Below are 23,804 nucleotides of genomic sequence, written 5' to 3' on the forward strand. Positions count from 1 at the left end.
AATTAATATTAGTGTTGACGAAATAATATTATTAGTGTTTTGATCGGCGGTGCGGTCGCCATTGTGGTCTGGCCGAGCAAGTGCGGGAGGCGAAATTGCGGTCTGTAGTGGGGGAGTTGGGTCAAGTCGTTCGCCATTCGATGTTCATCGATGGCCGCTTTGCCGACTTTGACGCGGACGCGGTCGATGTCGAAAACCCTGCAAATGAAGAAATCGTAGCACAGGTTCCAGATGGTGGTGCCATGCATGCCGATGCGGCGGTCGAGGCGGCCCGCAGGGCTTTTGGCGCGTGGTCTGCGCGCCCGGCGATCGAGCGGGCGCAAATGGTCCGAAAGCTCGCCGAGGCCACCCGGGTCGACGCCGCGCGTCTGGCTGCTTTGATCACAGCCGAGCAGGGCAAGCCGATCTCGCAGGCCCGAGGTGAAGTGGATGCCGCCGCTACCTTTCTTTGCCATGCAGCTGAAGAGGCCCGGCGGATTTCGGGTGACATAGTGGCCTCGGACAACAGGTCCGAAGAAATCCAGATTCGGCGCCATCCCTACGGCGTTGTCGTCGCGCTGACGGCCTGGAACTATCCCTTGGCATTGGCGGCCAGGAAAATCGGGCCAGCGCTGGTCGCGGGCAACACCGTTGTTTTGTTGGGACATGAAATCACGCCGCTTTCCGGTCTTGCGGTTGCCGAGCTTGCGGACAAGGTCGGGTTTCCGCCCGGTGTTCTGAATGTTCTGACGGGGAGAGGGCCGGTGGTTGGGCAGCGGTTGGTCGAACACCCCGATACGTCGCTGATCACGATGACCGGCAGCACGCGCGCCGGGAAAGAGATTTTTCGCACAGCGGCCGACCGGATCAAGGTTGTCCGGCTCGAGCTTGGGGGCAAGGCTCCGTTCATCGTGATGGAGGATGCGGATGTTGACGCCGCCGTTTCGGCCGCCATTGCCGCCCGGTTTGCCAATTGCGGCCAGATCTGCACCTGCAACGAGCGTATGTATCTGCATCGCGGCATTGCAGATCAATTCTTGGAAAAATTCGTGTCAGAAGCCCGCGCTTTGTCGATCGGGGATCCGATGGAGGACTGCGACCTGGGGCCCAAAGTCAGCAAGGTCGAAGTGACCAAGGTCGCCGAAATCATCCAACGCAGCATCGCAGAGGGTGCCACGGTGCATCTCGAAGGTGGGCCTTTGACGGACGGCGCGCACGGCAAAGGGCACTGGATGTCCCCGACCGTTCTCGAGGTCTCCGACAACGGCAATGCCGCGATGCAGGAGGAGGTCTTTGGCCCCGTGGCGACAGCCATGCGAGTCGATGATTTTGATCAGGCGATAGCCTTTGCGAATGACACGTCATTCGGGCTGTCCGCCTATCTCTTTACGGCATCGCACCGCCGATTGATGGAGGCCCCGAGCCGTTTGAAGTTCGGCGAACTGTACCTGAACCGTTCGAACGGCGAAGCCGTGCAGGGGTTTCACACTGGTTGGGGGCTGTCCGGGGTTGGGGGCGAAGACGGCGCCTATGGCTTCGATGGCTATCTGAGGAAACAGACGACTTACATGAATTGGGCATGACCTGAAAACTCGCGGTTAAAACGGAGGCGACCGCACCAATGGAGGAGGAATAACCATGAAACGCAGAACTCTTTTGATCTCGACGGTTGTCGCAGGTGCGCTGTTGGGCACCACGGCGATGGCGCAGGATCTGCCGCCGCTTGAGCAGAAAGATCGCTACAAGGTCGGCTTTGCGCAGATGGAGTCGAACAATCCCTGGCGCATTGCCGAGACTAAATCGTTCCATGACACGGCCGAGGCCTGCGGCTGGGATCTTATCGCGACGGATGCCGCCGGATCTGCGGCCAAGCAGGTTGCGGATGTGGACAGCATGATCGCGCAAGGCATCGACGTCCTGTTCCTGCCCCCGCGGGAAGAAAAGCCGCTGATCCCGGCCGTTATGAAGGCTCGTGCCGCAGGCATTCCGACCTTTCTGGTGGACCGTTCGGTTGATCCAGCCGTCGCCAAGCCGGGCGAACATTTCGTGGCATTTCTTGGATCGGACTTCATTGATCAGGGCAACCGGGCCGCGCAATGGCTGATGGAGAATTTCGAGGGCGACAAAGGCATCATCGTCCAGTTGGAAGGCACGACAGGGTCCTCGCCTGCAAATGACCGCAAAAAGGGCTTCGACGACGCGATTGCAGCGGATGACCGTTTTGAGATCGTGGCCTCTCAGACCGGGGACTTTGCGCGCGACCTGGGTCGTCAGGTGATGGAAACCCTGCTGCAGGCGCATCCCGACGTGAACGTGGTCTACGCCCACAATGACGAGATGGCGATCGGCGCGATCCAGGCTCTGGAGCTGGCGGGCCGCAAGCCCGGCGAGGACGTGACCATCGTTTCGATCGACGGGACACGCGATGCGCTACAAGCCATCATCGACGGCAAGATGGGCGTCACGGTCGAAAGCTCGCCTTTCTTCGGCCCTCTGGCCTGTGAAGTCATGAAGAAATACGCGGCTGGCGAGACGATCCCGGAATGGGTGAAAGTCGAAGATCGCATCTTTACCAAGGACAACGCGGCCGATCACATCGACGAAGCCTATTGATTCTCCCTGGTGGGTGGTGCTGGCCTGTGGTCGGCGCCGCCTGCAAGCAATCGGAGGAAGACATCTCATGAATGCGCTCGTCTCGATGTCGGGAATTGAAAAGTCCTTTGCCGGCGTACCGGCACTCAGCCAGGCCAGCCTGGAGATCGCACCGGGCGAGGTTCATGCGCTGATCGGTCAGAACGGTGCCGGCAAATCGACGATGATCAAGGTCCTGACCGGAGTTTACGACCGGGATGCCGGCGACGTGCATCTGGCGGGTGTGCCGAGCCGCATCTCCACTCCGCGCGAAGCGCAGGAATCCGGAATTGCCACGATCTATCAAGAGCTCAACCTGGTGCCGCTGCGGTCAGTGACCGAGAACATCATCTTGGGGTACGAGCCCAAACGTCTTGGCTTTCTGGTCGACTGGCGCGAAGGCAACAGGCGCGCACGCGAGGTTCTTGCGCGCTTTGGCATAGATATCGACGTGACCGAGCCGCTGGGAAATTTCTCGACGGCGATCCAGCAATTGGTTGCGATTGCGCGGGCTGTGTCATTGGACGCAAAGCTGGTGATCATGGACGAACCCACCTCGTCATTGGATGCCAGCGAGGTCGAGGTTCTGTTCGGTGTGGTGCGCGAGTTAAAGAAACAGGGCGTTTCCGTCCTGTATGTCTCGCATTTTCTCGATGAGCTGTTCCAGATCTGCGACCGGGTTACAACGATGCGAGACGGCCGCACAGTCAGCACGCGCAACGTGCAGGACACGACCAAACTGGAAATGATCGCGGACATGCTGGGCCGCAACAAGGACGAGATCGCGGCAGACGGGCTTACGGACTTCGCCGGCGCCAAGGCCAAGAAAGGCGATATCGTTTTGCGGGCTGTCTCTGTCTCGACAGGCCCGCGACTGACGCATTTCGACCTCACGCTCCACCGCGGGGAGATCGTTGGGCTGGGCGGGCTTCTGGGCTCTGGCCGGACAGAGGCTGCGCGCGCGTTGTTCGGTGTGGACGGGGCCCGCAGCGGCGCAATCGGGCTGCACGGTGCGGTCGGGCAACCGTCCGGACCGGGTGACGCGATCGCAAACGGGGTCGGCTTTCTGACCGAAGATCGCAAGGCCGAAGGGATCATTCCTGACATGTCCGTGCGCGAGAACATGACGCTGGCCCTGCTGCCGAAACTGGCCAGCCGTGGTCAGATCGACTTTGCCCGCGAGCGCGAGATCGTTCAGGCCTTCATCGACGACCTGGGCATCAAGGCGGCGCATATGGACCAACCCATTCGCGAGTTGTCCGGCGGCAACCAGCAGAAGGTGCTTCTTGCCCGTTGGCTGGCGACACAGCCCGACATCCTGATACTCGACGAGCCGACCCGAGGCGTGGATGTCGGCGCCAAGCGAGAGATCCAATCTTTCATTCGGTCTTATGTCGAAAAGGGGTTCGGCGTTGTCCTCATCAGTTCGGAATTCGAAGAACTGGTGGAAGGCGCTGACCGCATCGTGGTCATGCACGAGGGGCGCTCGGTCAAGGAACTGACCAACCCCGGGATTACCGAGAATATACTGGTGCGCGCGCTTGCGCATCATGAAGAAGGAACTGGTTCATGGACCGCGCAATGAAGTTGCCGCAACGGGTCGCATCGATGCCCTTTCGCTTTCATGGCGGCATCGCCGCGTTGGTCGCCCTGCTGGTGTTCAATGCGTTTTTCACCCCAAATTTCCTGCAGCTGCAGACCCTGTTCGTGAATATCAGTCAGGTTGCCACGATCGCCATCGTGGCCATGGGCATGACGCTGGTCATCGCCACGGGTGGGATCGATCTGTCGGTTGGCGCGGTCATGGCTTTGGCCGGGGCGCTGGCTCCACTGATCTTTCTGTCGGATCTGGGCGCCGCCAATCCGATGCTTGGCGTCACTTTGGCCATTGTCCTGCCGCTGCTCGTCGCGGGTTTATGCGGGGTATTCAACGGCGTGATGGTTGCTGTGTTGAACGTGCAGCCCATCGTTGCGACGCTCATTCTCTTCATCTCTGGTCGGGGTATTGCCCAAGTCTTGACGAACGGGAACCTGCAGACATTTTCCAACCCTTCATTCAGTTATCTTGGAACCGGCAAGGTGCTTGGCTTGCCGTTCCAGGGGTGGCTGGCGCTGGCGATTGCCTGTGTGCTGTTTTGGGTGATCACCAGAACCACTTGGGGCCGCTACCTGCTGGCGATCGGCGGCAATGAACGTGCGGCCTATCTGGCGGGTGGTCCCGTCCGGCGGGTCAAGATCGGGGCCTATGTCATCTGCGCGGTGCTTGCAGGCCTGGCCGGTCTGATCGTGGTTGCGATCAACTCGGCCTCGGACGCCGCGCGCAACGGCAATCTGATGGAGCTTGATGCCATCGCGGCCGCTGTCGTTGGCGGGGCTCTTTTGCAAGGCGGGCGGGCGCCGATCTTTGGCGCCATTCTGGGTGCCGTGATCATCCAGTTGGTCAAATATACATTGTTGGCCAACGGGGTAGAGGACGAAGTTGCACTGATCGCCAAAGCCGTCATCATAATCCTGGCCGTTTGGGTCCAGCAGTTCCGGAGGGCTTGATCGATGTTGGATGAAACGGCTTTTGACCTGCGAAAGTACCTTCGGCGCAATTCGGCCTCGGTGACGGTGTGGATCGCACTGCTGGCTTTGATTCTGTTCGGGCTGATGCGCTATGACAACTTTGGCAGCGCCTACAACTTCTCGTCTTTCCTGAACTACAACGCGATGTTCATCGCGATTGCGCTGGGCATGTGCTTCGTGATCATGACCGGCGGGATTGATCTGTCGGTTGGATCCGTGGCGGCCTTTACGTCGGTCGTTGCGGCTTATCTCAGCCCATACGGGATTCAGGTTGCCCTGCCGGGGGCCGTGCTTGCCGGGATTGGTTTCGGAGCGATCAACGCCTTTTGCATCATCGTCCTTCGCATCCCGCCTTTCATCGCCACGCTGGCCACCATGCTGGCCGCAAAAGGCGGCGCATTGGTGATTTCGGGCGCCCAGACAATTTCGGTCGATTGGGGGTCGAACTTCACCAAGCTTGGTATGGGGCAGGCGTTCGGCCTGTTTCCATGGGCAATCGTCATCGTGGCCGGACTGACGCTGGCACTTTGGCTGGTGCTGGAAAGAACAACCATCGGGCGGACCGTCTTGGCGATCGGTGGCAGCGAGGATGCCTCGAACCTCATGGGTCTGAAGGTGAACCGCGCCAAGGCTTTCGTCTACCTGCTTTCGGGTGGCTGTGCCGGGCTGGCTGGCGTCTTTCTGGCCTCGGGATTTGGAGCAGGACAACCCCTTGAGGGCATCGGATGGGAATTGTCGGCCATCGCGTCCGTCGTTGTGGGCGGCACCTTGTTGACAGGTGGGATGGGGTCGATCCCTGCAACCGTGGCCGGAGCGCTTTTGCTGGGTCTGGTGTTCAACGTTCTGAACTTTGAAAACGGTCAGGGCACCATCAGTTTCAGCGCCTATTGGCAGATGGTCATACGTGGAGGCTTTCTTTTTGCGGTCATCCTTTTACAGTCTCGGGTTATTGCCAGGCAGCAGAAGGTCTTGGGTTCGTGAATCGCATAGAAAGTGTTTCAGCGCGGCTGTTCAACGTCCCGCTCGCCGAAGTCCTGGTCGATGCCAAACACGGGGATCACACGTTCTTTCAATTGATCACCGTCACCATTCAAACGACGGATGGGGTCGAGGGGGTTGGGTATACCTATACGGGCGGCAAGGGCGGTCATGCCATCTTGGCGATGATCCAGCATGATCTGGCACCGTTCCTTGTAGGACAAGACGCGGAACAGATCGAAAGCCTTTACGATGCCATGCAGTGGCACGTGCACTACGTCGCACGGGGTGGGATAGCCTCGTTCGCCATCTCGGCCGTGGATATTGCCCTTTGGGACATTCGTGGCAGAGCGCAGAATGCACCGCTGTGGCAAATGGCGGGCGGAGCGTCCAGACGGTGCAAGGCCTACGCCGGCGGGATCGACCTGAATTTCTCGTTGGAGAAACTGCTGCGCCAGACCGAAGGCTACCTTGCGCGTGGGTTCAACGCGGTCAAGATCAAGGTTGGGCAACCGGATCTTGCCGATGATCTGGCGCGAGCTCGGGCAGTGCGCGAGATGCTGGGGTCGGACCGGTTCTTCATGGTCGACGCGAATTACTCCATGAGCGTCGAGCAGGCCATCGTGGCAGCCCGAGGGTTCGCCGACTGCAATATCCTGTGGTTCGAGGAGCCGACAATTCCAGACGACTACAAAGGCTATGGCCGAATTGCCGAAGCCACGGGCGTTCCCCTTGCCATGGGCGAAAACCTGCACACGATTCACGAATTCGAGTATGCCTTCGATGACGCCAAGCTGAGTTTCATCCAGCCCGATGCCTCAAACTGTGGCGGCATTACCGGCTGGTTGCGCGTGGCCGCGCTAAGCGCCCAGCACGGCATTCCGGTTTGTAGCCATGGTATGCAGGAGCTGCACGTCAGCCTTGTTTCGGCGCAACCCAATTCGGGTTGGCTGGAAGTACACTCATTCCCGATAGACCAGTACACGACCCGTCCGCTTGTCGTGGAAGACTGCCTGGCCGTGGCCCCGGATACGCCGGGGACCGGAGTGGAATTCGACTGGGACAAACTGAAAGCGGAACACAGGGAGATGCATACATGACGACCCAGACGATCTCTGCGGCGTACTACAGGGGCAACAAGAGCTTTGCCGTGGAACAGGCCCAGGCGACGGCTCCGGGCGCTGGCGAGGCCGCCATTCGCGTTGCGTATTGCGGGATATGCGGGACGGATATGCATGTCTACCACGGCAACATGGATGCCCGTGTCGGCCTGAACCGGGTAATCGGGCACGAGATGTCCGGTGTCGTCGAAGCGGTGGGCGCGGGCGTCGATACTGTAAAACCCGGCCAGAAGGTCGTGGTCCGACCGCTTGATCACTGCGGCGAATGCCCGGCCTGCAAACGGGGGCATCAGCATATCTGCCAGAACCTCAAGTTTCTCGGCCTCGATACCGATGGTGCCATGCAAGAGATCTGGACCGTTCCGGCCCACACCTTGCACGTTCTACCGGATGACTTGCGCATGGATCACGCGGCGCTGATCGAGCCGGTCGCCGTTGCTTGCCACGATGTGCGGCTGTCTGGACTGCAGCCTGGCGAGGACGTCGTCGTCATCGGCGGTGGCCCGATCGGCATCCTGGTTGCCATGGTTGCGCGGGACGCGGGCGGAAACGTCGTGATTTCCGAAGTGAATCCGAACCGTCTGGCGATCGCAGAAAAACTTGGCTTTGATACGATCAACCCAACCGAGACTGATCTGGTGTCCACAATCAACGCGCGCACGGGCGACAAAGGGGCGGATGTGGTTTTCGAGGTGTCAGGAACGCAGCCCGGTGTTGATGCGATGACCGCCGTTGCCGCGACGCGGGCCCGGATCGTGATGGTCGCGATCCATGCTCAAAAGCCCCAGATCGACCTGTTCCAATTCTTCTGGCGAGAGCTGCAACTGATCGGTGCTCGGGTCTATGAGCCGGAGGACTACGAGAAGGCGATTGCAGTTGTCGCCTCGGGCGGAGTGGACGCGGATGTCGTGATCACTGATGTCAGCCCTCTGGCAGACATTCAGGCCGCGTTCGAAGCACTGGATCGCAGCCCAACCGCAATGAAAAGCCTGATTGAAGTAGGACCGCGTTCATGAGTGTTTTGCAAAGTTTCGACCTGACGGGAAAAACGGCACTTGTGACCGGGTGCAAACGCGGGATCGGGCGCGGCATGGCCGAGGCATTGGCATCGGCCGGAGCCGATATCATCGGAGTGTCGGCCTCGCTCGAGCTGTCCGGCTCGGAGGTCGAAAAAGCCGTCACGGCGATGGGGCGCAGTTTCCGGGCTTACCAATGCGACTTCTCGGACCGCTCCGCGCTGCACGGGTTCATTGATCAGTTGAGGGCCGACGGACAAACCCCTGATATCCTTGTCAACAATGCCGGTACGATCAAACGCAAGCCAGCCGCCGAACACCCGGACGACTGGTGGGACGAAGTGATTGAGGTCAACCTGTCCTCGCAGTTCGTTCTGTCCCGTGAGATCGGCAAGGACATGCTGGCGCGCGGCTCGGGCAAGATCATCTTCACCGCATCGCTGCTGACGTTTCAGGGCGGCATCACCGTTCCCGGATATTCGGCCTCGAAAGGTGGTATCGGACAGCTGACGAAGGCCCTTTCCAATGAGTGGGCCGGGCAGGGTGTGAACGTGAATGCAATCGCCCCCGGCTACATCGCAACCGACAACACCCAAGCCCTGCAGGACGATCCGGTTCGGTCGAAGTCGATCCTGGAACGAACACCCCAGGGCCGTTGGGGTACGCCAGGTGATTTTGCCGGACCTGTGGTCTTTCTGGCTTCTGCAGCGTCGGACTACGTCAACGGTGAAATCCTTGTTGTCGACGGGGGTTGGATGGGGCGGTAGCGCCGTCAACTCTCCATGTGAGCCAACGCCTCAAGTCCCGATGTAGTGAACCTTCAATCGCCGCGTCTTTGGTGCCTCGCGATGTTCGAACAGGTACAGGCTTTGAACGCGGCCCAGCGGAAGCTGTCCCTGTTCGACCGGTATCGACACCTGCGTTTGCGTCAACAGCGCCCGCAGGTGCGATGGCGCGTTGTCGTCTTCGCTCGGGCGGTGGTGATACTTGCCTGGTGACTTGGGGACCAGTTCTTCGAAGAACCTCTCGATATCCTTAACCACCTCGGGATCGGCATTGGCCTGCACCAACAGCGCGGCACCGGTGTGGACGCACCAAAGGGTAAGCAGGCCCGAGACAAACTCATGTTCGGAAACCGCACGCTGAACAATCCCGCTGATGTCGGTCAGGGATTTGCCGGGCGTTTCAATGGACAACTCAAAAAACTCTTGCTTCATCCATCAGATCCTTTCCTTGATCTTGCGGGAATGCGCCCAGCTTTCCGCACCCCATTCGGCATTCAACTTACAGGCTTAAGTATCTGATTTGTAAAACTCTAGAGCTTTCATTCATGCAAACAGGTTTTTGAACCGGTCTATGCACAGACGAAACCCATCTTCGAAATTTCCGTTGCCGGGATGATAAACGCTTTCGAAGGAAATCACGCCATCATAGCCGTCGGATCTGAGCGCGTCGGCGATGGGTTGGAACAGAGGCGCAAGCTGGCCTTCCCCCATGCGGCGCACTTCCAGCGTTGCCCTCGGCGTGTCGACCTTTACGTCCTTGATGTGAATGTGCCCCAGATAGCCGCCGCGCAGTTCTTCGTAACCGTCCGGGTATGCCAGTTCATGGCACCAGCAGTTGTTTCCGGGGTCCCAAAGAACTTTCAACGTATCCTTTGCATCCAACTCGTTAATCAGCTTGCGGGCGGTATAGTTGGAATTGACCAGCGTGCCGTTTCCGGTTTCCACGACAAGCGTCACGCCCTCAGCCCTGGCCAGTTCAACCGCCGGCGCGATCAGCGGCGGCATCGAGTCCCATACCCCATGCGCCACGTTCCACTTCTCGGCGCCGTTTTTTCCCCAGAGTATCTGCTCTTTTCGTTGGGTCATGATCCGAACCAGCGGAGACCCCACGACATGCGCCATGTCGATCACGCGTTTCAGCGCGTCCATGTGTCGGGTGTGCAGGTCGTCACCGGGCCTGTTGGCAGCTGTCATCCCCGCGAAGATATGGCGCGACAGACAGGACACAGGCTTGCCCCGGTCGCGCAAGAGCGCGTCGATTTCGGCAATTTCCTGCGGGGAATGGTCCCCGACCTCGGTGTCGCCTACGAACTGAAGCTCTGCATAGTCCAGACCGAATTCGTCCATCACGTCCACGGCATGCCGCAAATCGCGGGAAATGCCGTCGCAAATCACACCTAGTTTCATGTCCGGTCCCCTCAGCGATGCAATTCTGCGCCAACGATCTCTTCGATGACGCGGGTACACACCCAGTTGTCGCCGTTTGGGTATTTGGTTTTTCCGGCGTGAAAGATCTGCATTGCGGACGAGGCGGTATGCATTGGAACGCCCAACGCACCGGCCAGTGCCAGCGAGATCGTCAGGTCCTTGTGCATGGTTGCGATATGGCTGCCAGTGGCTTCGAACTTGCGATCAATGATGTTTTCAAGGGCGGTGTTCACGACACCGCACCCAGCACTGGAGGATGAGAACACATCCAGCAATGCCTGACCGCTGACACCGGCTTTGGCCGCGAGGGCCGCAGCCTCGAATGTGGCAGAAAAGACAGATCCGATAAGGGATTGCAGGCAGGCTTTCACGGTTTGCCCGTCGCCAGCGTTTTCGCCAACCCGGTGAATGGTTGCCGACACTGCCTGCATGACTTCGGCGTTTTGGTCCAGCACATCCGCAGCACCGGCAGCCATCATCGTCAATGTGCCGTTCTGCGCGCCGGGAAACCCACCCGAGACCGGAGTGTCGATCAGGTGGATGCCCGAACCCTCCATGTCTTGTCCGATAGCGCGGGCTTCGGCCGGAGTAATGGTCGCCGACAGGATGACCGTTCCGCCTTCGGCCATGTTCGCAACCAGTCCGTCTTCACCCAGAATGACATCGCGGGCCTGATCTCCGTTCATCACCATGACGAACACGCTGGCGGCATGACTGCCGACCTGTCCCACGCTGTCCTTGGCCAGGCCGCCCATGTCGGAAAATGTCGTCATGCGCGTCTCGCTCAGGTCGAAACCGGAGGTTTCAAAGCCATTCTTGATCAGGTTCTTGGCAAGGCCGCTGCCCATGTCGCCAAGACCGATTACGCCTGCGGTTTTCATTTGGAGTCCTCCCGTTCTTTCGTCTTTGCCGTCTGGCAGACTTTTCGAAAATTGATGCCTCAAGGCATCGGTTTTCGCGGGAGTTTCACGCGTCGTGAACAGACGTCGGGCGAGTCCGGAAGACACCCCGCTGCCCGATTACGTACCGTAAGTAAACGAAGAATGCGGCGTTCAGGCAAGCAAAGAAGTGATACGGGTGGAAAGAAACTGCCTGATCCGACGTGTCAGGAAAACGCCGCCATGATGCCGCGCAATTCCGCCAACCCGCGCATTCGTCCGATCAGCGGATAGCCGGGAGTGCTGTGTCCGCCCAGATCGCTCAGCAGCTCTTGTCCGTGGTCGGGTCGCATCGGAATTTGCCAGTCGTCTCGCCCTTGGGATTTGCGGCGGCGTTGTTCGTCCATCAGCTCGCGAATGGTTCCGACCATGTCGGTGTCGCCCTCCAGATGCGCAGCCTCATAGAAATCCGGCTTCTGTCTGTCCGACCCCGCGATGCGTCGGGTATTCCGAAGATGGGCAAAGTGAATCCGGTCGCCATGCCGGCGCACGAACTCCGGCCCATCGAATTCAGGGGAAACACCCAGCGATCCGGTACACAAGGTTGCGCCGTTCGCGGGCATATCAACCGCATCCAGTACGGCGCCGTAGTCCTCGGTACTGGACATGATCCTTGGAAGACCGAGCAACGAGAAGGGCGGATCATCGGGATGACAGCACAAGCGCAGCCCCAATTGTTGGGCGACCGGGGCGACCTCAGACAGGAAGTCGATGAGGTTTGCGCGCAGTCGGTCACGGTCTATCTCGGCATATGTCTGCAGCAAGGCGCGTACGTCCTCTACGCTCCACTGATCGTTGGCGCCGGGCAGCCCCGCGGTGACATTGTGCTGCAACTGGGCCTTGGAGACATCCGACATGCCTATGAAGCGATCCTTGGCCGCTTGCTGAACGGCGTTGGAGTAGTCTTCGGACGCGCCGGGACGTTCAAGAATATGTATGTCGAAAACTGCAAAATCGGTCAGGTCGAACAGCATGGCCGTTCCGCCATGCGGCTGCAGGGCGCGAAGGGCGGTGCGCGTCCAATCCAGGATCGGCATGAAGTTGTAGCAAACAACTTTGATGCCACGGGCGGACAGGGCCCTGAGGCTGGACTTGTACGCCTGCAGATGCTCGGCCATGTCCGCCGACTGGGTCTTGATCGCCTCTGAGACGGGCAGGCTTTCGACAACGTCCCAACTGTACCCGGCAGCAGCCAGAACTGCCTGCCGATCGGCGATGCTCGGTTCGTCCCAGGGCAATCCCGGCGGGATGTGATGCAGCGCGGTGACGATACCCTGAACCCCGACCTGATGGAGATCGGCCAGAGCGATCGGATCCTCGGGTCCGAACCAACGCCAACATTGTTTCATGGCAGCCATCCTTCATACAGCGGGTGATCGGGCCTGATGGGAAGGGCAACGCGCTGCCCGGTGCGCGCCGCGTGATAAATCGCCGTCACAAGGCCGATGGACGCAGCGCCATCCTTCAGGGTAACGGCTGAATTTGCCTCGGACCGTAGCGCCTTGCCGACTTCGGTAAAGAACCCTTCGAACCCCGTTGGCTCGGCGGCGGAGGCTGCAAGAGCCTCCTCGATATCGGCTTGATCCGCCGGGTCCCGCGCGACGAATGCCCAGGGGGTTTGACCAGGGGCATAAGGTTCCGTGCCGGAGGTGGCGGTCAGTTTTTCAAAGATGAACCGCAGGCGGGTTTCGTCCGTGGCTGCGCCCAAGGTGATATTGCTTGTGCACAAGGCTCCGGACGTCATGCCAAAGCAGATCGCGGCGCAGTCTTCGGTCTCGATCGGGTTGACCCGCGTTGTGGCCATTGCAGACACCCAGGCGATATCACCCGCAATATGAGTCAGCAGATCATGGTTGTGGATGGCATGGCCCAGCACTGCGCCGCCGCGTTCACCGGCCCATGTTCCCCGCCACGGTACTGCGTAATAGTCAGCCCCGCGGGACCAATGGGTCTCAAGCGCGGCAGTTTGGACCGCTCCGGTCAGGCCTGCGCGTTGCAGGTGGCGCAGTTGGGCCAGTGACGGCCCCCACCGGTATTGAAACACCGGAAACACCTGCTTGCCCGCGCTGCGTGTGGCTGCCGTGATCCGATCCACATCTTGCATCGAGGTCGCAAGAGGCTTTTCGCAGACAACGTGTTTTCCTGCGGCCAGTGCCGCAAGCGCGGTTGGTACATGCAGATGCGGCGGCAGGCAGATGTCGATGACATCAATCGCCGGGTCATCCAGAGCGTCCTGAATGTTGGTCAGTGCTCTAAAATCCGAGTTCTGCCGTATCTGTTCGATCCGGTCCGTATTCTGGTCGACCACGGCGGCTACGCGGAAGGTGCGGTCAAGCCGTTCCAGAGCGTCCAGATGTTGCGCACCGATACCAGCGCCAAGGATCGCAACGTTGATCATCTGCGTTCCGCCATTTCCTGCGCGCGCAGTGCCAGTTCCATGACTGTAAAGCAGTGCGTCTGCGTCATTGCGGTTTCAGTCCGGTTGTGAATGTCATCGGCAAGGCGCGCAAAGTAGGGAAGGCCGGCGTCGGATGCGTCGATCTTTTGGCAGGTTTCACCATTGACGAGGATCAGATGATCTGTTCCCGGGGCTCCCCCCACGTCGACGTATTTCCGCAACTCGATGTATCCTTCGGTGCCCAGGATCGTCAGACGACCATCCCCCCAGTTTGGCAGGGCATCCGGGGTGAACCAGTCAACCCTGATGTACCCGGTTCCATTCTCGCTGCGCAGATTGATCTCGCCGAAATCCTGCAATCCGGGATCGCTCGGGTTTGCGTAGTTTGTCACATAAGCGTTTGTGATTTCAGCGGTTTCCGAACCTGTGTAATGCAGGAACTGATCAATCTGATGCGAGGCTATGTCGGTCAGAATGCCGCCATAGCGGTCGCGCTGAAAAAACCATTCCGGCCGGGTCACCCGGTTCAATCGGTGCGGGCCAAGTCCGACCGTCTGGACCACGCGCCCGATGGCACCGGCCTCGACCAACTCGGTGGCCCGGGTGCTGACGGGCGTTTCGAACCGCTCCGAAAAATTCACCGACCAGATCCGACCGGTGTCCGCAACCGTTCGCTTGATCTGGTCGAGTTGCTCGAACGTCGTGCAGCCCGGCTTGTCGCTCATGACATCCATGCCGTTCTGCATCGCGCAGACCGCCAACGCGGCCCTATCTGCCGGTATCGCTGAAATCAGCGCCAGATCCGCCCCGCAGGTCAGGGCGTCTTCCAGTCGGGCCAGCCGCGGAATATCGGGAAACCTTTTGACGTAGCCCGCCAGCGTCTCCGGATCGCCCTGTGTCCAATAGCCAACGCAGTCTACGCCGATTTTGCGCATGTTTTCTGTCATGCCATAGATATGGCGGTGGTCCAGGCCAAGGGCGACGCAGGTCAGGCTCATGAGATGACTCGTGTTTTCTGGCCGGTTCGATTGGCGATCTGCATCGCGTCGATGACGGCGTGGGTCAAAAGGGCACTGCGTCCTGTGGCCATAGGTTGCGTTCCACTGGAAACTGCCTTGGCGAAGTCCTCGATGACCGCTTGGTGCCACGCATGCGTGAACGCCATGGGATCGGCCCCTCCGCCTGTGGCGGCGGTTTCGCCGACCGTGGATTCCCGGCCGTCGAAAGTGGTCACGGTCAGGACACCTGACTCCAGATGCGCTTTGGCTAGGGTGCCTTGGATCGTGATGGACTCAGCAGACCCGGGATATTCGGCGGTAGTTGCCATCAACGTTCCCACCGCTCCGTTGTCCATTTCAAAGACTGCACCCGCCCAATCCTCAGCCTCGAGATCGTGTAGAGGAGTTTTTCTCATCACGGCCTGAATGTTCGAGATCGGCCCCAGCAGCCACATCGCAAGGTCAAGCGTGTGGATCGCCTGCGAGATCATGGCGCCGCCTCCGTCACGTGCGTAAGTGCCGCGCCCTGGCTCGTCATAGTAACTCTGATCACGCCACCAGGGGACACGGATCTCGACCGTGGCGATCGCGCCCAGCTCACCCTGTTCAATGGCGGATTTCAGCGCCTGCGAGGCGGCGCGTGCGCGGTGCTGAAAAACGATGCCCAGCGGTACGCCCGACACCTCGCACTGCTCGACAATGGCTTTCGCGGCGCCCAGCGTTCTTTCGATAGGCTTTTCCATCAGGATCGGTTTCGACGCGCTCGAAAGAGTCCGAACCAACTCTGTGCGCTGATCGGGTGGGGTTGCGATGATCGCAAAGTCGACCTGCGGGTCGTTTGCGATTTCCTCGACCGAGACGAATGCGCGGGTCTCGTTTCGCCGCGCGAACGCAGCTGCCTTGTCGGGATTGCGCCCAAGGACTCCGGCAAGACCGAGGCCTTGATCCGATGCCCGAATGGCGGCGACATGCGTGCCGGAAACCATCCCCAAACCAATCAGCGCAATATTCATTCAATCCCCCGGGTCACCCGGTCAGTCTGCGGGTTCGAACGGGAAAGATGCAACCATTAAAAACTGTGTTAACAATTGCGGGCAGCAGTATCGGAGGCAGAATTGACTGGCAATTTGAATGGGATGGCAGAAGACCTGTACCTGGGCATCAAGGACCTGCCGATCGTATCTCCGCATGGACACTGCGATCCGGGGTGGTTTGCAACCGATGCGCCGTTTCCCAACCCGGCAGAGCTGTTGGTGGTTCCCGACCATTACGTGTTCCGTATGCTCTATTCGCAGGGCGTTCCCTTGTCGGAACTCGGCGTTGGGGAAGAGGGGCGAAAGAAGGATCCTCGCGCCGTTTTCCGCACATTTGCCGAACATTGGCATCTGTTTCTGGGAACGCCTTCCCGGATCTGGATGAACTACGTGCTGCATGAAACGCTGGGCGTGTCTGAAGAGTTGTCTTCGCGCACCGCAGATCTGATCTACGACAAGATCGCGGAAAAGCTGGCGCAACCCGATTTTCGCCCGAGGGCTTTGTTCGACAGGTTCGGGATCGAGGTGCTGGCCACCACGGATTCGGCTCTCGACACTCTCACACAGCATCAGGAGATCCGTGCAAGCGGTTGGGGCGGGCGGGTTGTTCCGACGTTCCGCCCGGACGGGGTCTTGGATGGGGCGGACCCGGAGTTCGTGCAGAACCTGAACAAGTTGGCCGAGCTGACAGGCTGCGATCTGGACAGCTATGATGGCTATCTCAACGCACTGCGGATGCGGCGAGCTTATTTCATCCAACTGGGCTGTACCGCCACCGACCACGGTATCGAACGCGTACAGACCGAGTGGCTGGAGGACCCGGATGCGCTGTACCAGCGGCTGAGACGGCGGGAAGGGACCGAACAGGACGCCCGCCGTTTCTACGGGCATATGCTGATCGAAATGGCGCAGATGTCTGTCGATGATGGTCTGACCATGCAGATACATGCAGGCAGCAAGCGCAACACGAACCACGCGTTATTGCGGGATTTCGGAAGGGACAAGGGGGCCGACATTCCAATCGCGATGGATTGGGTCACGGGCCTTGAGGCGCTGTTGAACCGGGTCGGAAACTCGCACGAACTGCGCATCATTCTGTTTACATTGGACGAAGGCACCTATGCCCGTGAACTGGCCCCTATGGCGGGACATTGGCCGTGCCTTCGGATCGGGCCGCCCTGGTGGTTCCATGACAGTCCAGCCGGGATTGCGCGGTATTTTGATCAGGTCGTTGAAACGGCCGGATATTACAATCTGGCCGGATTCAATGACGACACGCGGGCTTTCCTGTCCATTCCTGCACGACACGACCTCTGGAGGCGGGGCGTGGCGATTCATTTGGCCGAGCAGGTTGCGCGCGGTTACTTCGGTCGGGACAGTGCCGAGCATCTTGCACGGTTGCTGGCGGTCGATCTGGCGAAACAGGTTTATGGATTGCAAAGCTAGATGGGTACAATTCTTCACTTCGGCCTCGGAAACTTTGCCCGGGCGCATTTGCTGAACTACACCGATCAAGCGGGCGGATGGGACGTTGTCGGCGTCAGCCTGCGTTCATCCTCGGTTCGGGATGGATTGGCCCGGCAGGGTTTCGAGTACGATCTGTGCGTGCAGGGGCAGGGCGTCCGGCGCATTAAAGCTCTTCGCGACGTTCTGGTCGCGCCCGAGGGTCGTGCAGCGATTTTCGATGCGATGACGGATGCCGAGATCATCTCGGCGACCGTGACCGAGAAAGGTTATCATCTTGATGCCGCGGGCAAGCTGAACCTCCAGGACCCGGCGATTGCCGCCGATCTGGCAGGGCAGGGGCCCGCGACTCTGATCGGGTTTTTGGCTTTTGGCCTTGCGGAACGGCGCAAACCTGTGACGGTGCTAAGCTGCGACAATCGTATGGAAAATGGCAAAACGCTCGAGACGGCCGTTTCCGATTTCGCGAAAGCAGCCGGTCTGGACGTCAATTGGGACGCCGTTCGCTTTCCCAACGCGATGGTCGACCGGATCACCCCGGCCACAACGGACGCTGTACGCGCAATCTGCGGCGATCCCATGGCCGTTCCGACCGAGGCGTTCTCTGAGTGGGTGATCGAAGACAATTTTGCCGGACCGCATCCGGATTGGCCGGGCGTGCAATTGGTCGATGACGTGGCCCCGCACGAGATTCGAAAGCTGCGCATGTTGAACGGGGCCCATTCCCTGTTGGCTTATGCCGGGTTGGAGCGGGACCTGACCTACGTCCACGAAGCGGTCCGAGACCCGGTTCTGCGCCCGCTGGTTTCCGAGTTGATGAAGGATGCGGGCGCAACGCTGCCCGCTGCGGTGCAAGCACAGGTTCCGGACTATGCCGAGGCTCTGTTGCGCCGCTTTGAAAACCCCGAGTTGGCGCACCGTCTGGACCAAATCGCGATGGATGGAAGCCAGAAGCTGCCTTATCGATTTGTTTCCACACTTCGTGAGACCGGCTCTCAGGCGGTGATCGCGGGGATGCGGGCCTGGGTCTCCTATTGCATGTCCGAGACCGCCAAAGGTCGGGCGCTGAACGATCCTTGCGCGTCGGAAATCGCTTTGGCTGCCAAGCAGCCAGATCCGCTAAAGCCGCTTTTGCGTCTTGTCGGAGCCGAGGATCTCGCGCCGCTTATCCGGGAATGATCGCGCCGCGGAACTGAACAACGGTGGATGCCAGATTGTGTCCAGCCATCAGGGCTTCGGCCTGTGATTTCCCAGTCAGCAACGCCGCGAGGTACCCACCGTTGAAACTGTCGCCTGCCGCGGTCGTATCCAGCACGTTTTTGGCAGGCTCATAGGTTTGGTCAATGCTCTGACCAATGGACAGGGGGCCATTCTCTCCGCGCTTCAACGCGCCGATTCCGTGATGACCCGCAAAGCGCGCCGCCACCTGTTCGGCGCTTTCCCCGAACAGTGCCATCTCGTCGTCGATGGATGGCAGGGCGATGTCCGCACGCCGCCAAAGGCGTTGGTTGATCTGCCGGGCGTGTTCAACGCTATCCCAAAGACGTGGACGAAAGTTGCTGTCATAGACCAACCGGACTGAAGCGCCGTCGAGCCAGTCCAGAAGCGCAAGCCTTACCGAATGCGGAAGAATGGCCACGGAAATCCCCGACAAGTACAGCACGTCATAGCCGTTCAACGAGCTGAAATCGCGATTGGCAAAAAGCTGGCGGGCGGCCGCTTCACTGCGCCAATAGGTAAAGCTGCGTTCCCCATCCGCAGAGGTCGTGATCGCGTACAGGCCCGGAGAGGTGTTCGGAATGATGCGGATGCCGGATGTCCCGATGCCATGACTGGCGATGAAGTCCGCGATGCGCCCCGAGAACGGGTCGTCGCCCAAACATGTCACATACTCCACCTGCAGATCAGGCGCTGCGCGGTGCATGTAGATGGCCGTGTTCAGCGTATCCCCCGCGACGCCCACCTTTGCGCCGGTTTCCAGCATGGACAATTCAATCATTGCTTCGCCGATGCAGGCAATTCGCGTCATTTCTTTTCTCTTTTCCAGATGATTAGACCGGCAGCCATGATCAGCGCAGCCCCTGCCAACGTGAATGCGTCCGGTACCGTGTCAAAGAACAGATAACCCCAGATCGCAACATAGATCAGGAACGAATAGGTAAATGGCATCAGCTGGTTCGCCGTTCCGAACCGATGCGCGTTCGTCAGCAGTTGATGCCCGCACCACCCAAAGACGCCAAGACTGATCAGGACGATCATGCTCCACGTGTTTTCCGGTTGGATCCAAAACCAGATGGCGAACGGCAGCAGGACCACCGTACCGGTAAGCCCGAGGTAGAATTGCATGGTGTCTACGGCAACAACCCCCGACAGCCTGCGCGTCATGATCGAGTACAAGGCCAACGCGGTGGCATTGTAGACGATCAACAGCATGGTCGGATGAAAGGCCGAACCAAACGGCCGCACGACAACCAACACCCCCAGAAAACCGAGGATGATGGCCGCCCAACGCCATGGGCCCACGCTTTCTTTCAACACAAAGACGGACAGAAAACACACAATGACCGGGCTGGAAAACATGATTGCCGACACGACGGTCAGGGGCAAAAACCGCAGGGCATAAAAGTTGAAAACAGTCGCCGAGATCAGCAGCAAGGCCCGGCTAATGACCTGCCATGGATGGTCGGTCTTGAACCGGTTGGCCTCAATCCCGCCCTTGGCGATCACGCCCACAGAGATCACGAAGTGCCCTGCATAACGCATGAACGCCAACTGAAATGCCGGCACGCCGGCCAACGCCAACCATTTGGCCCCTAGGTCCACCAGCGAAAAGAACAGCCACGCCGTCAGCATCAGCACGATGCCAAGGCGCGGCAGGTCCGCGTTGGGGTTGGCGGTGACGGCCATAGATCAGGTGTTGAAACGTTTGACGTAGTAGTCAACCATCTGGCTGACCATGTCATCCGCCTGACCGTGGTCGCGCGCGTCGTTCAGCGCGGAAAGTGCGCCCTGTGACATCACGCTGGCAACGCCGGCCTCGCGTGCCATTCGATCATAATACCCAAGGTCTTTCGCGGCGTTCTTGATGGCAAAGGCCAGCTGGTTTGGATCATTCTCGACACCGTAGGCTTTGACGAAATCCATCATTCCGGAATGCAGCGGCCCTGCGGCCATAACGTCGTACAGCTGCTTGCGGTCAACGCCGGTGATGTCAGCCATGGCAAAGGCTTCGGCCATCGCGTTCGCGACCGTCATGCCGAAGAAATTGTTGATCAGCTTGATCGTATGTCCCGATCCGACAGGGCCCAGGTAAAAGACGTTTTCACCCAGATCCTTCAGTGTCGGCTCGGCCTTGTTGAAGGCAGCCTTGTCGCCGGACGTCATGATGTTGAGCTTGCCTTCCAGCGCATGCGACGGCGTCCGGCCAAGTGGCGCGTCAATGTAGCTTCCGCCGGCTGCGGCAACCTCCTCGGCCAGGGCGCGTGTACTGCCCGGAAGCGAGGTGCCAAAGTCGATGACGATCGCCCCGGGCTTCAGTCCCGCGATCACTCCATCAGCACCGCGCATACGGCCCTCGACCTGCTCGGACGTTCCCATGCACAGCATCACGATGTCGCTGGCCTGAGCCAACTCCCGCGCGTTTTGCGCCTCGCGGGCGCCCCGGTCAATCGCGGCGTCCAGATGTGTGCGGTCGCGGTTTCCCAACACTGTGACCGAGTATCCCTGGTCCAACAGCCGGCTCACCATGGCTCCGCCCATGAGTCCCAGGCCGATAAACCCGATTGATGGTTTGCTCATTGGTTTCCCTTTCCGTGAATATGTCTGGTTTTCATTCTTGTGTCTGTCGCGGGCGAATTTGCAGTCTGATTGCTCATATTGCCCGGGGAATAGTCATTGGCCTTTTGAATGGTCCGAAATTTTGCCCTGCCGCGTCTCAGTCAGGCCGGGGCCCGCGCTCGGGCCGTTCGCGCCTTCAGCTCCTGTTCGATGCGTGATGTGACTTCGAGCGTCCGGGCTGCATCCTCGACGTCGATCAAAGGTGGGGCGCCATCGATAACGTCCAGGAAGTGATCCAGTTGCGCCTCCAGCGGTGTGCGTGTCTGGTCCGGCCTTGGAAGTTGGTCTTTTTGGGCCGCAGTGCCCCAATCCTGTCCGCGCCACTGGGTCATGGATGGAAAACTGACGGCGCCCCTGGTTCCTGTGATCCACATCATGTCCTGATGGGTCGTGCCGATGTTCGGGTTTTCGCCGGTTCCGGCTTCAAACCCCCAAGGGCTGGGCGCGGTGTCGGCAAAGCTGATGGTACCTGTTGCGCCGTTTTCGAATGCGATCGCGACAGCGCCGCTTTCGATCCGATCCGATCCGCGGATCGACGCGCCGGGCAGGGCGACAACCTCCGAGATTTCTCCGATCACAAAGCGCAAGACATCGATATCATGCACGAGATTGATCATCACCGGGCTGCCATCGGAAGTCCGCCAGTTCTGTTCAAAATAGCTCTCGGGTTTACGCACGGCCCACAGCAACGAGACGTTGATGACTTGTCCGATCGTACCTTGCGCGATCACCTCCTTCAGGTGCTGCAAGGTTGTGTGGTACCGCCGATGGTGGCCGACCAGGCTGCGGACATTGGCCTCGCTAACGGCCGTCTTAAGGCGCAGGGCATCATCGACCGACGCGGCAACCGGCTTTTCGATCAGCATGTGCCAACCGCGTGATGCGGCCAGAATGCCATGTTCGGCATGCAGGCGGGTCGGCGTCGCGATGATGACACCATCCACTGTGTCCTGCACCTCGTCCATACTGGCAAAACGCGGCGCGTCGATCTGGATTGAGCCATCCGGATCGGCCAACCCGACCAACGTGCAGCCGGGATGCTCAATGACGGCGCGGACGTGGCGGATACCGATCAATCCGCCGCCGGCTACGAGGATCCGTTTCACATCACCGCTCCGATTTGCCAGGGAACGAATTCGTAATCACCCAAGCCATGCGCCTCGGACTTGGTTCGCGCGCCCGAGGCGACTTGGAGCAGCCGTCGGTATATCTCCTTTCCTTTTTCTTCGACGCTGACGCCTTTGGTCAGAATGTCGCCCGTGTCCACGTCCATGTCTTCGGGCATGCGCGCCGCCAATTCGGAATTGGTGGCGATTTTCAGCGTCGGCGCCGGTTTGGATCCAAAGGCCGACCCGCGCCCCGTTGTGAAACACACAAGGTTGCACCCGGCCGCGATCTGCCCGGTCACCGAGGCCGGGTCATATCCGGGGCTGTCCATGAAGGTGAAGCCTTTGGCGGTGATGGGTTCTGCGTATTTAAATACGCCGGTCAAAGGGGTGGTTCCGCCCTTCGCCGCAGCCCCCAGCGATTTCTCGAGGATGGTCGTCAGACCCCCTTGCTTGTTGCCGGGGCTAGGGTTGTTGTCCATCGAACCGTGATTGCGGGCGGTGTAGTCCTGCCACCAATCGATCAGTCCGATCAGTTTTTCCCCAGTTGCGCGGTCAAGGGCACGGCGGGTCAAAAGATGTTCGGCTCCGTAGATTTCGGGCGTCTCCGCGAGGACACCCGTGCCATCTTGAGCGACCAACAGGTCGCAGGCATGTCCGAGCGCCGGGTTCGCCGTCACACCGGACCAAGCGTCCGATCCACCACATTGCAGCGCGACCATCAGTTCAGACGCCGGGGCTTCTCTGCGCTTTGCCTCATTGGCAACGGGCAGCATCTGGTTGATTTTGCTGATGCCCATTTCCACGGTCCGGCGCAATCCCGCGACGTTCTGGATGTTCATCGTCTGGAAGGTTGGACTCTGCTTCAGCCCATAAGCGTCCAACAGCCAGTCGATCTGGTTCATCTCGCAGCCCAGACCGACCATCAGAACGGCAGCGTGGTTGGGATGTTTTGCAAACCCCCACATGACCCGCTGAAGAGCTTCGAAACCGTCGCCGGAATCTGCCATTCCGCAGCCCGTTCCGTGGACAAAGGCCACCACGCCGTCGACGTTCGGATACGCGGCCAGCTTGTCCGGCGTAAAGTGGTTGGCGATCATGCGGGCCGCCGTAGCAGAACAGTTCACGGTGGTCAGAACCGCGATGTAATTGCGCGTGCCGACCCGACCGCTGTCCCGATGGTAGCCCATGAATGTATCGACCGAGGTGGCGGGTCTCATAGGCCTGTGATCCGTCGCAAACTCGTAGTCCACGCTGGTGTTTCGGAACTCGACATTGTGGGTGTGTACATGATCGCCGGGTTCGATCGGTTGGGTGGCGTAACCAATGATCTGGGCGTATTTTCTGACCGGATCGCCGGGTGCAAGGGTCGCCGTGGCGACCTTGTGGCCCGATGGGATGCGCGCATTGGTCGTGACGCCTTCAACCACGCTGCCGGCCTCCAGCAGCCGAGTTGCAACCACCACACTATCCGTTCGATCTAAACGTACAAAAGTCATAATCAGCTTTCCTGGCGGCTGCAG

Annotated in this window: 21 protein-coding genes and 1 pseudogene; 10 read left to right on the forward strand and 12 right to left on the reverse strand. The window is 59.7% G+C overall.

From position 1 onward, the window contains the following. Positions 1-107: 107 nt before the first annotated feature. The 8 genes from ACR0EF_RS03535 to ACR0EF_RS03570 all read left to right on the forward strand — a co-directional run bounded on the left by ACR0EF_RS03535 (position 108) and on the right by ACR0EF_RS03570 (position 9,060). Positions 108-1,562 (forward strand): aldehyde dehydrogenase family protein, encoded by a 1,455-nt coding sequence (locus ACR0EF_RS03535; RefSeq protein ID WP_480771315.1) that lies wholly within the window; start codon positions 108-110, stop codon positions 1,560-1,562. Positions 1,563-1,617: 55 nt separating this feature from the next. After that, entirely contained in the window at positions 1,618-2,592 is a 975-nt protein-coding gene (locus tag ACR0EF_RS03540) for an ABC transporter substrate-binding protein (RefSeq protein ID WP_093961695.1), read from the forward strand. Positions 2,593-2,659: 67 nt separating this feature from the next. Next, entirely contained in the window at positions 2,660-4,195 is a 1,536-nt protein-coding gene (locus ACR0EF_RS03545; RefSeq protein WP_254437694.1) for a sugar ABC transporter ATP-binding protein, read from the forward strand. After that, the gene (locus ACR0EF_RS03550) at positions 4,180-5,157 is read left to right on the forward strand and encodes an ABC transporter permease (protein WP_170339851.1); all 978 of its coding nucleotides are present in this window, start codon (positions 4,180-4,182) and stop codon (positions 5,155-5,157) included. Before ACR0EF_RS03545 ends, ACR0EF_RS03550 begins: the two co-directional genes overlap by 16 nt. Positions 5,158-5,160: 3 nt before the next feature. Continuing rightward, the gene (locus tag ACR0EF_RS03555) at positions 5,161-6,159 is read left to right on the forward strand and encodes an ABC transporter permease (protein ID WP_170357453.1); all 999 of its coding nucleotides are present in this window, start codon (positions 5,161-5,163) and stop codon (positions 6,157-6,159) included. Further along, complete coding sequence (locus tag ACR0EF_RS03560; protein WP_170371358.1) at positions 6,156-7,256, forward strand: mandelate racemase/muconate lactonizing enzyme family protein; 1,101 nt, start codon at positions 6,156-6,158, stop codon at positions 7,254-7,256. The genes ACR0EF_RS03555 and ACR0EF_RS03560 overlap by 4 nt, the downstream gene beginning before the upstream one ends. Further along, positions 7,253-8,293: a zinc-dependent alcohol dehydrogenase gene (locus ACR0EF_RS03565; RefSeq protein WP_170371356.1), complete on the forward strand. Its 1,041-nt coding sequence runs from the start codon at positions 7,253-7,255 to the stop codon at positions 8,291-8,293. Before ACR0EF_RS03560 ends, ACR0EF_RS03565 begins: the two co-directional genes overlap by 4 nt. Further along, positions 8,290-9,060 carry an SDR family oxidoreductase gene (locus ACR0EF_RS03570; protein ID WP_170371354.1) on the forward strand — a complete coding sequence of 257 codons (771 nt, stop codon included), beginning with the start codon at positions 8,290-8,292 and terminating at the stop codon, positions 9,058-9,060. Before ACR0EF_RS03565 ends, ACR0EF_RS03570 begins: the two co-directional genes overlap by 4 nt. Before the next feature lie 30 nt (positions 9,061-9,090). On the opposite strand, the gene ACR0EF_RS03575 is transcribed toward ACR0EF_RS03570, so the two are convergent. From ACR0EF_RS03575 to ACR0EF_RS03605, 7 genes are all read right to left on the reverse strand, one after another. Next, entirely contained in the window at positions 9,091-9,510 is a 420-nt protein-coding gene (locus ACR0EF_RS03575; RefSeq protein WP_170339837.1) for a secondary thiamine-phosphate synthase enzyme YjbQ, read from the reverse strand. Positions 9,511-9,621: 111 nt separating this feature from the next. Further along, entirely contained in the window at positions 9,622-10,485 is an 864-nt protein-coding gene (locus tag ACR0EF_RS03580; RefSeq protein WP_170339835.1) for a sugar phosphate isomerase/epimerase family protein, read from the reverse strand. An 11-nt stretch (positions 10,486-10,496) separates the two neighbouring features. Continuing rightward, entirely contained in the window at positions 10,497-11,387 is an 891-nt protein-coding gene (locus tag ACR0EF_RS03585) for an NAD(P)-dependent oxidoreductase (protein ID WP_170371352.1), read from the reverse strand. 224 nt (positions 11,388-11,611) lie between these two features. Next, positions 11,612-12,793 (reverse strand): mannonate dehydratase, encoded by a 1,182-nt coding sequence (gene uxuA, locus ACR0EF_RS03590; RefSeq protein WP_170371350.1) that lies wholly within the window; start codon positions 12,791-12,793, stop codon positions 11,612-11,614. Beyond that, positions 12,790-13,842 (reverse strand): Gfo/Idh/MocA family protein, encoded by a 1,053-nt coding sequence (locus ACR0EF_RS03595; protein ID WP_170371348.1) that lies wholly within the window; start codon positions 13,840-13,842, stop codon positions 12,790-12,792. The genes uxuA and ACR0EF_RS03595 overlap by 4 nt, the downstream gene beginning before the upstream one ends. Continuing rightward, the gene (locus ACR0EF_RS03600; protein ID WP_170371346.1) at positions 13,839-14,840 is read right to left on the reverse strand and encodes a Gfo/Idh/MocA family protein; all 1,002 of its coding nucleotides are present in this window, start codon (positions 14,838-14,840) and stop codon (positions 13,839-13,841) included. The genes ACR0EF_RS03595 and ACR0EF_RS03600 overlap by 4 nt, the downstream gene beginning before the upstream one ends. After that, positions 14,837-15,853, reverse strand: coding sequence for a Gfo/Idh/MocA family protein (locus ACR0EF_RS03605; protein ID WP_170371344.1), 1,017 nt, complete (start codon positions 15,851-15,853; stop codon positions 14,837-14,839). The genes ACR0EF_RS03600 and ACR0EF_RS03605 overlap by 4 nt, the downstream gene beginning before the upstream one ends. Before the next feature lie 123 nt (positions 15,854-15,976). Between ACR0EF_RS03605 and uxaC the strand changes: the two genes are divergently transcribed. Beyond that, positions 15,977-17,320 carry a glucuronate isomerase gene (uxaC, locus tag ACR0EF_RS03610; protein ID WP_170371342.1) on the forward strand — a complete coding sequence of 448 codons (1,344 nt, stop codon included), beginning with the start codon at positions 15,977-15,979 and terminating at the stop codon, positions 17,318-17,320. Further along, the gene (locus ACR0EF_RS03615) at positions 17,321-18,517 is read left to right on the forward strand and encodes a mannitol dehydrogenase family protein (RefSeq protein ID WP_170371341.1); all 1,197 of its coding nucleotides are present in this window, start codon (positions 17,321-17,323) and stop codon (positions 18,515-18,517) included. On the opposite strand, the gene ACR0EF_RS03620 is transcribed toward ACR0EF_RS03615, so the two are convergent. From ACR0EF_RS03620 to ACR0EF_RS03640, 5 genes and pseudogenes are all read right to left on the reverse strand, one after another. After that, the gene (locus ACR0EF_RS03620; protein WP_170371339.1) at positions 18,504-19,367 is read right to left on the reverse strand and encodes a sugar kinase; all 864 of its coding nucleotides are present in this window, start codon (positions 19,365-19,367) and stop codon (positions 18,504-18,506) included. The genes ACR0EF_RS03615 and ACR0EF_RS03620 overlap by 14 nt on opposite strands. Beyond that, on the reverse strand, positions 19,364-20,245 hold the full coding sequence (locus ACR0EF_RS03625) for a DMT family transporter (RefSeq protein ID WP_170339814.1): 882 nt from the start codon (positions 20,243-20,245) through the stop codon (positions 19,364-19,366). The genes ACR0EF_RS03620 and ACR0EF_RS03625 overlap by 4 nt, the downstream gene beginning before the upstream one ends. A 3-nt stretch (positions 20,246-20,248) precedes the next feature. After that, positions 20,249-21,151, reverse strand: a pseudogene (locus ACR0EF_RS03630) (NAD(P)-dependent oxidoreductase); the annotation flags it as partial. A 125-nt stretch (positions 21,152-21,276) separates the two neighbouring features. Beyond that, the gene (locus ACR0EF_RS03635; protein ID WP_170339810.1) at positions 21,277-22,281 is read right to left on the reverse strand and encodes a Gfo/Idh/MocA family protein; all 1,005 of its coding nucleotides are present in this window, start codon (positions 22,279-22,281) and stop codon (positions 21,277-21,279) included. Next, positions 22,278-23,780: a UxaA family hydrolase gene (locus tag ACR0EF_RS03640; protein WP_170371335.1), complete on the reverse strand. Its 1,503-nt coding sequence runs from the start codon at positions 23,778-23,780 to the stop codon at positions 22,278-22,280. The genes ACR0EF_RS03635 and ACR0EF_RS03640 overlap by 4 nt, the downstream gene beginning before the upstream one ends. Between the last annotated feature and the right edge of the window lie 24 nt (positions 23,781-23,804).

It is taken from the genome of Ruegeria sp. CG8 (genome assembly GCF_056537165.1).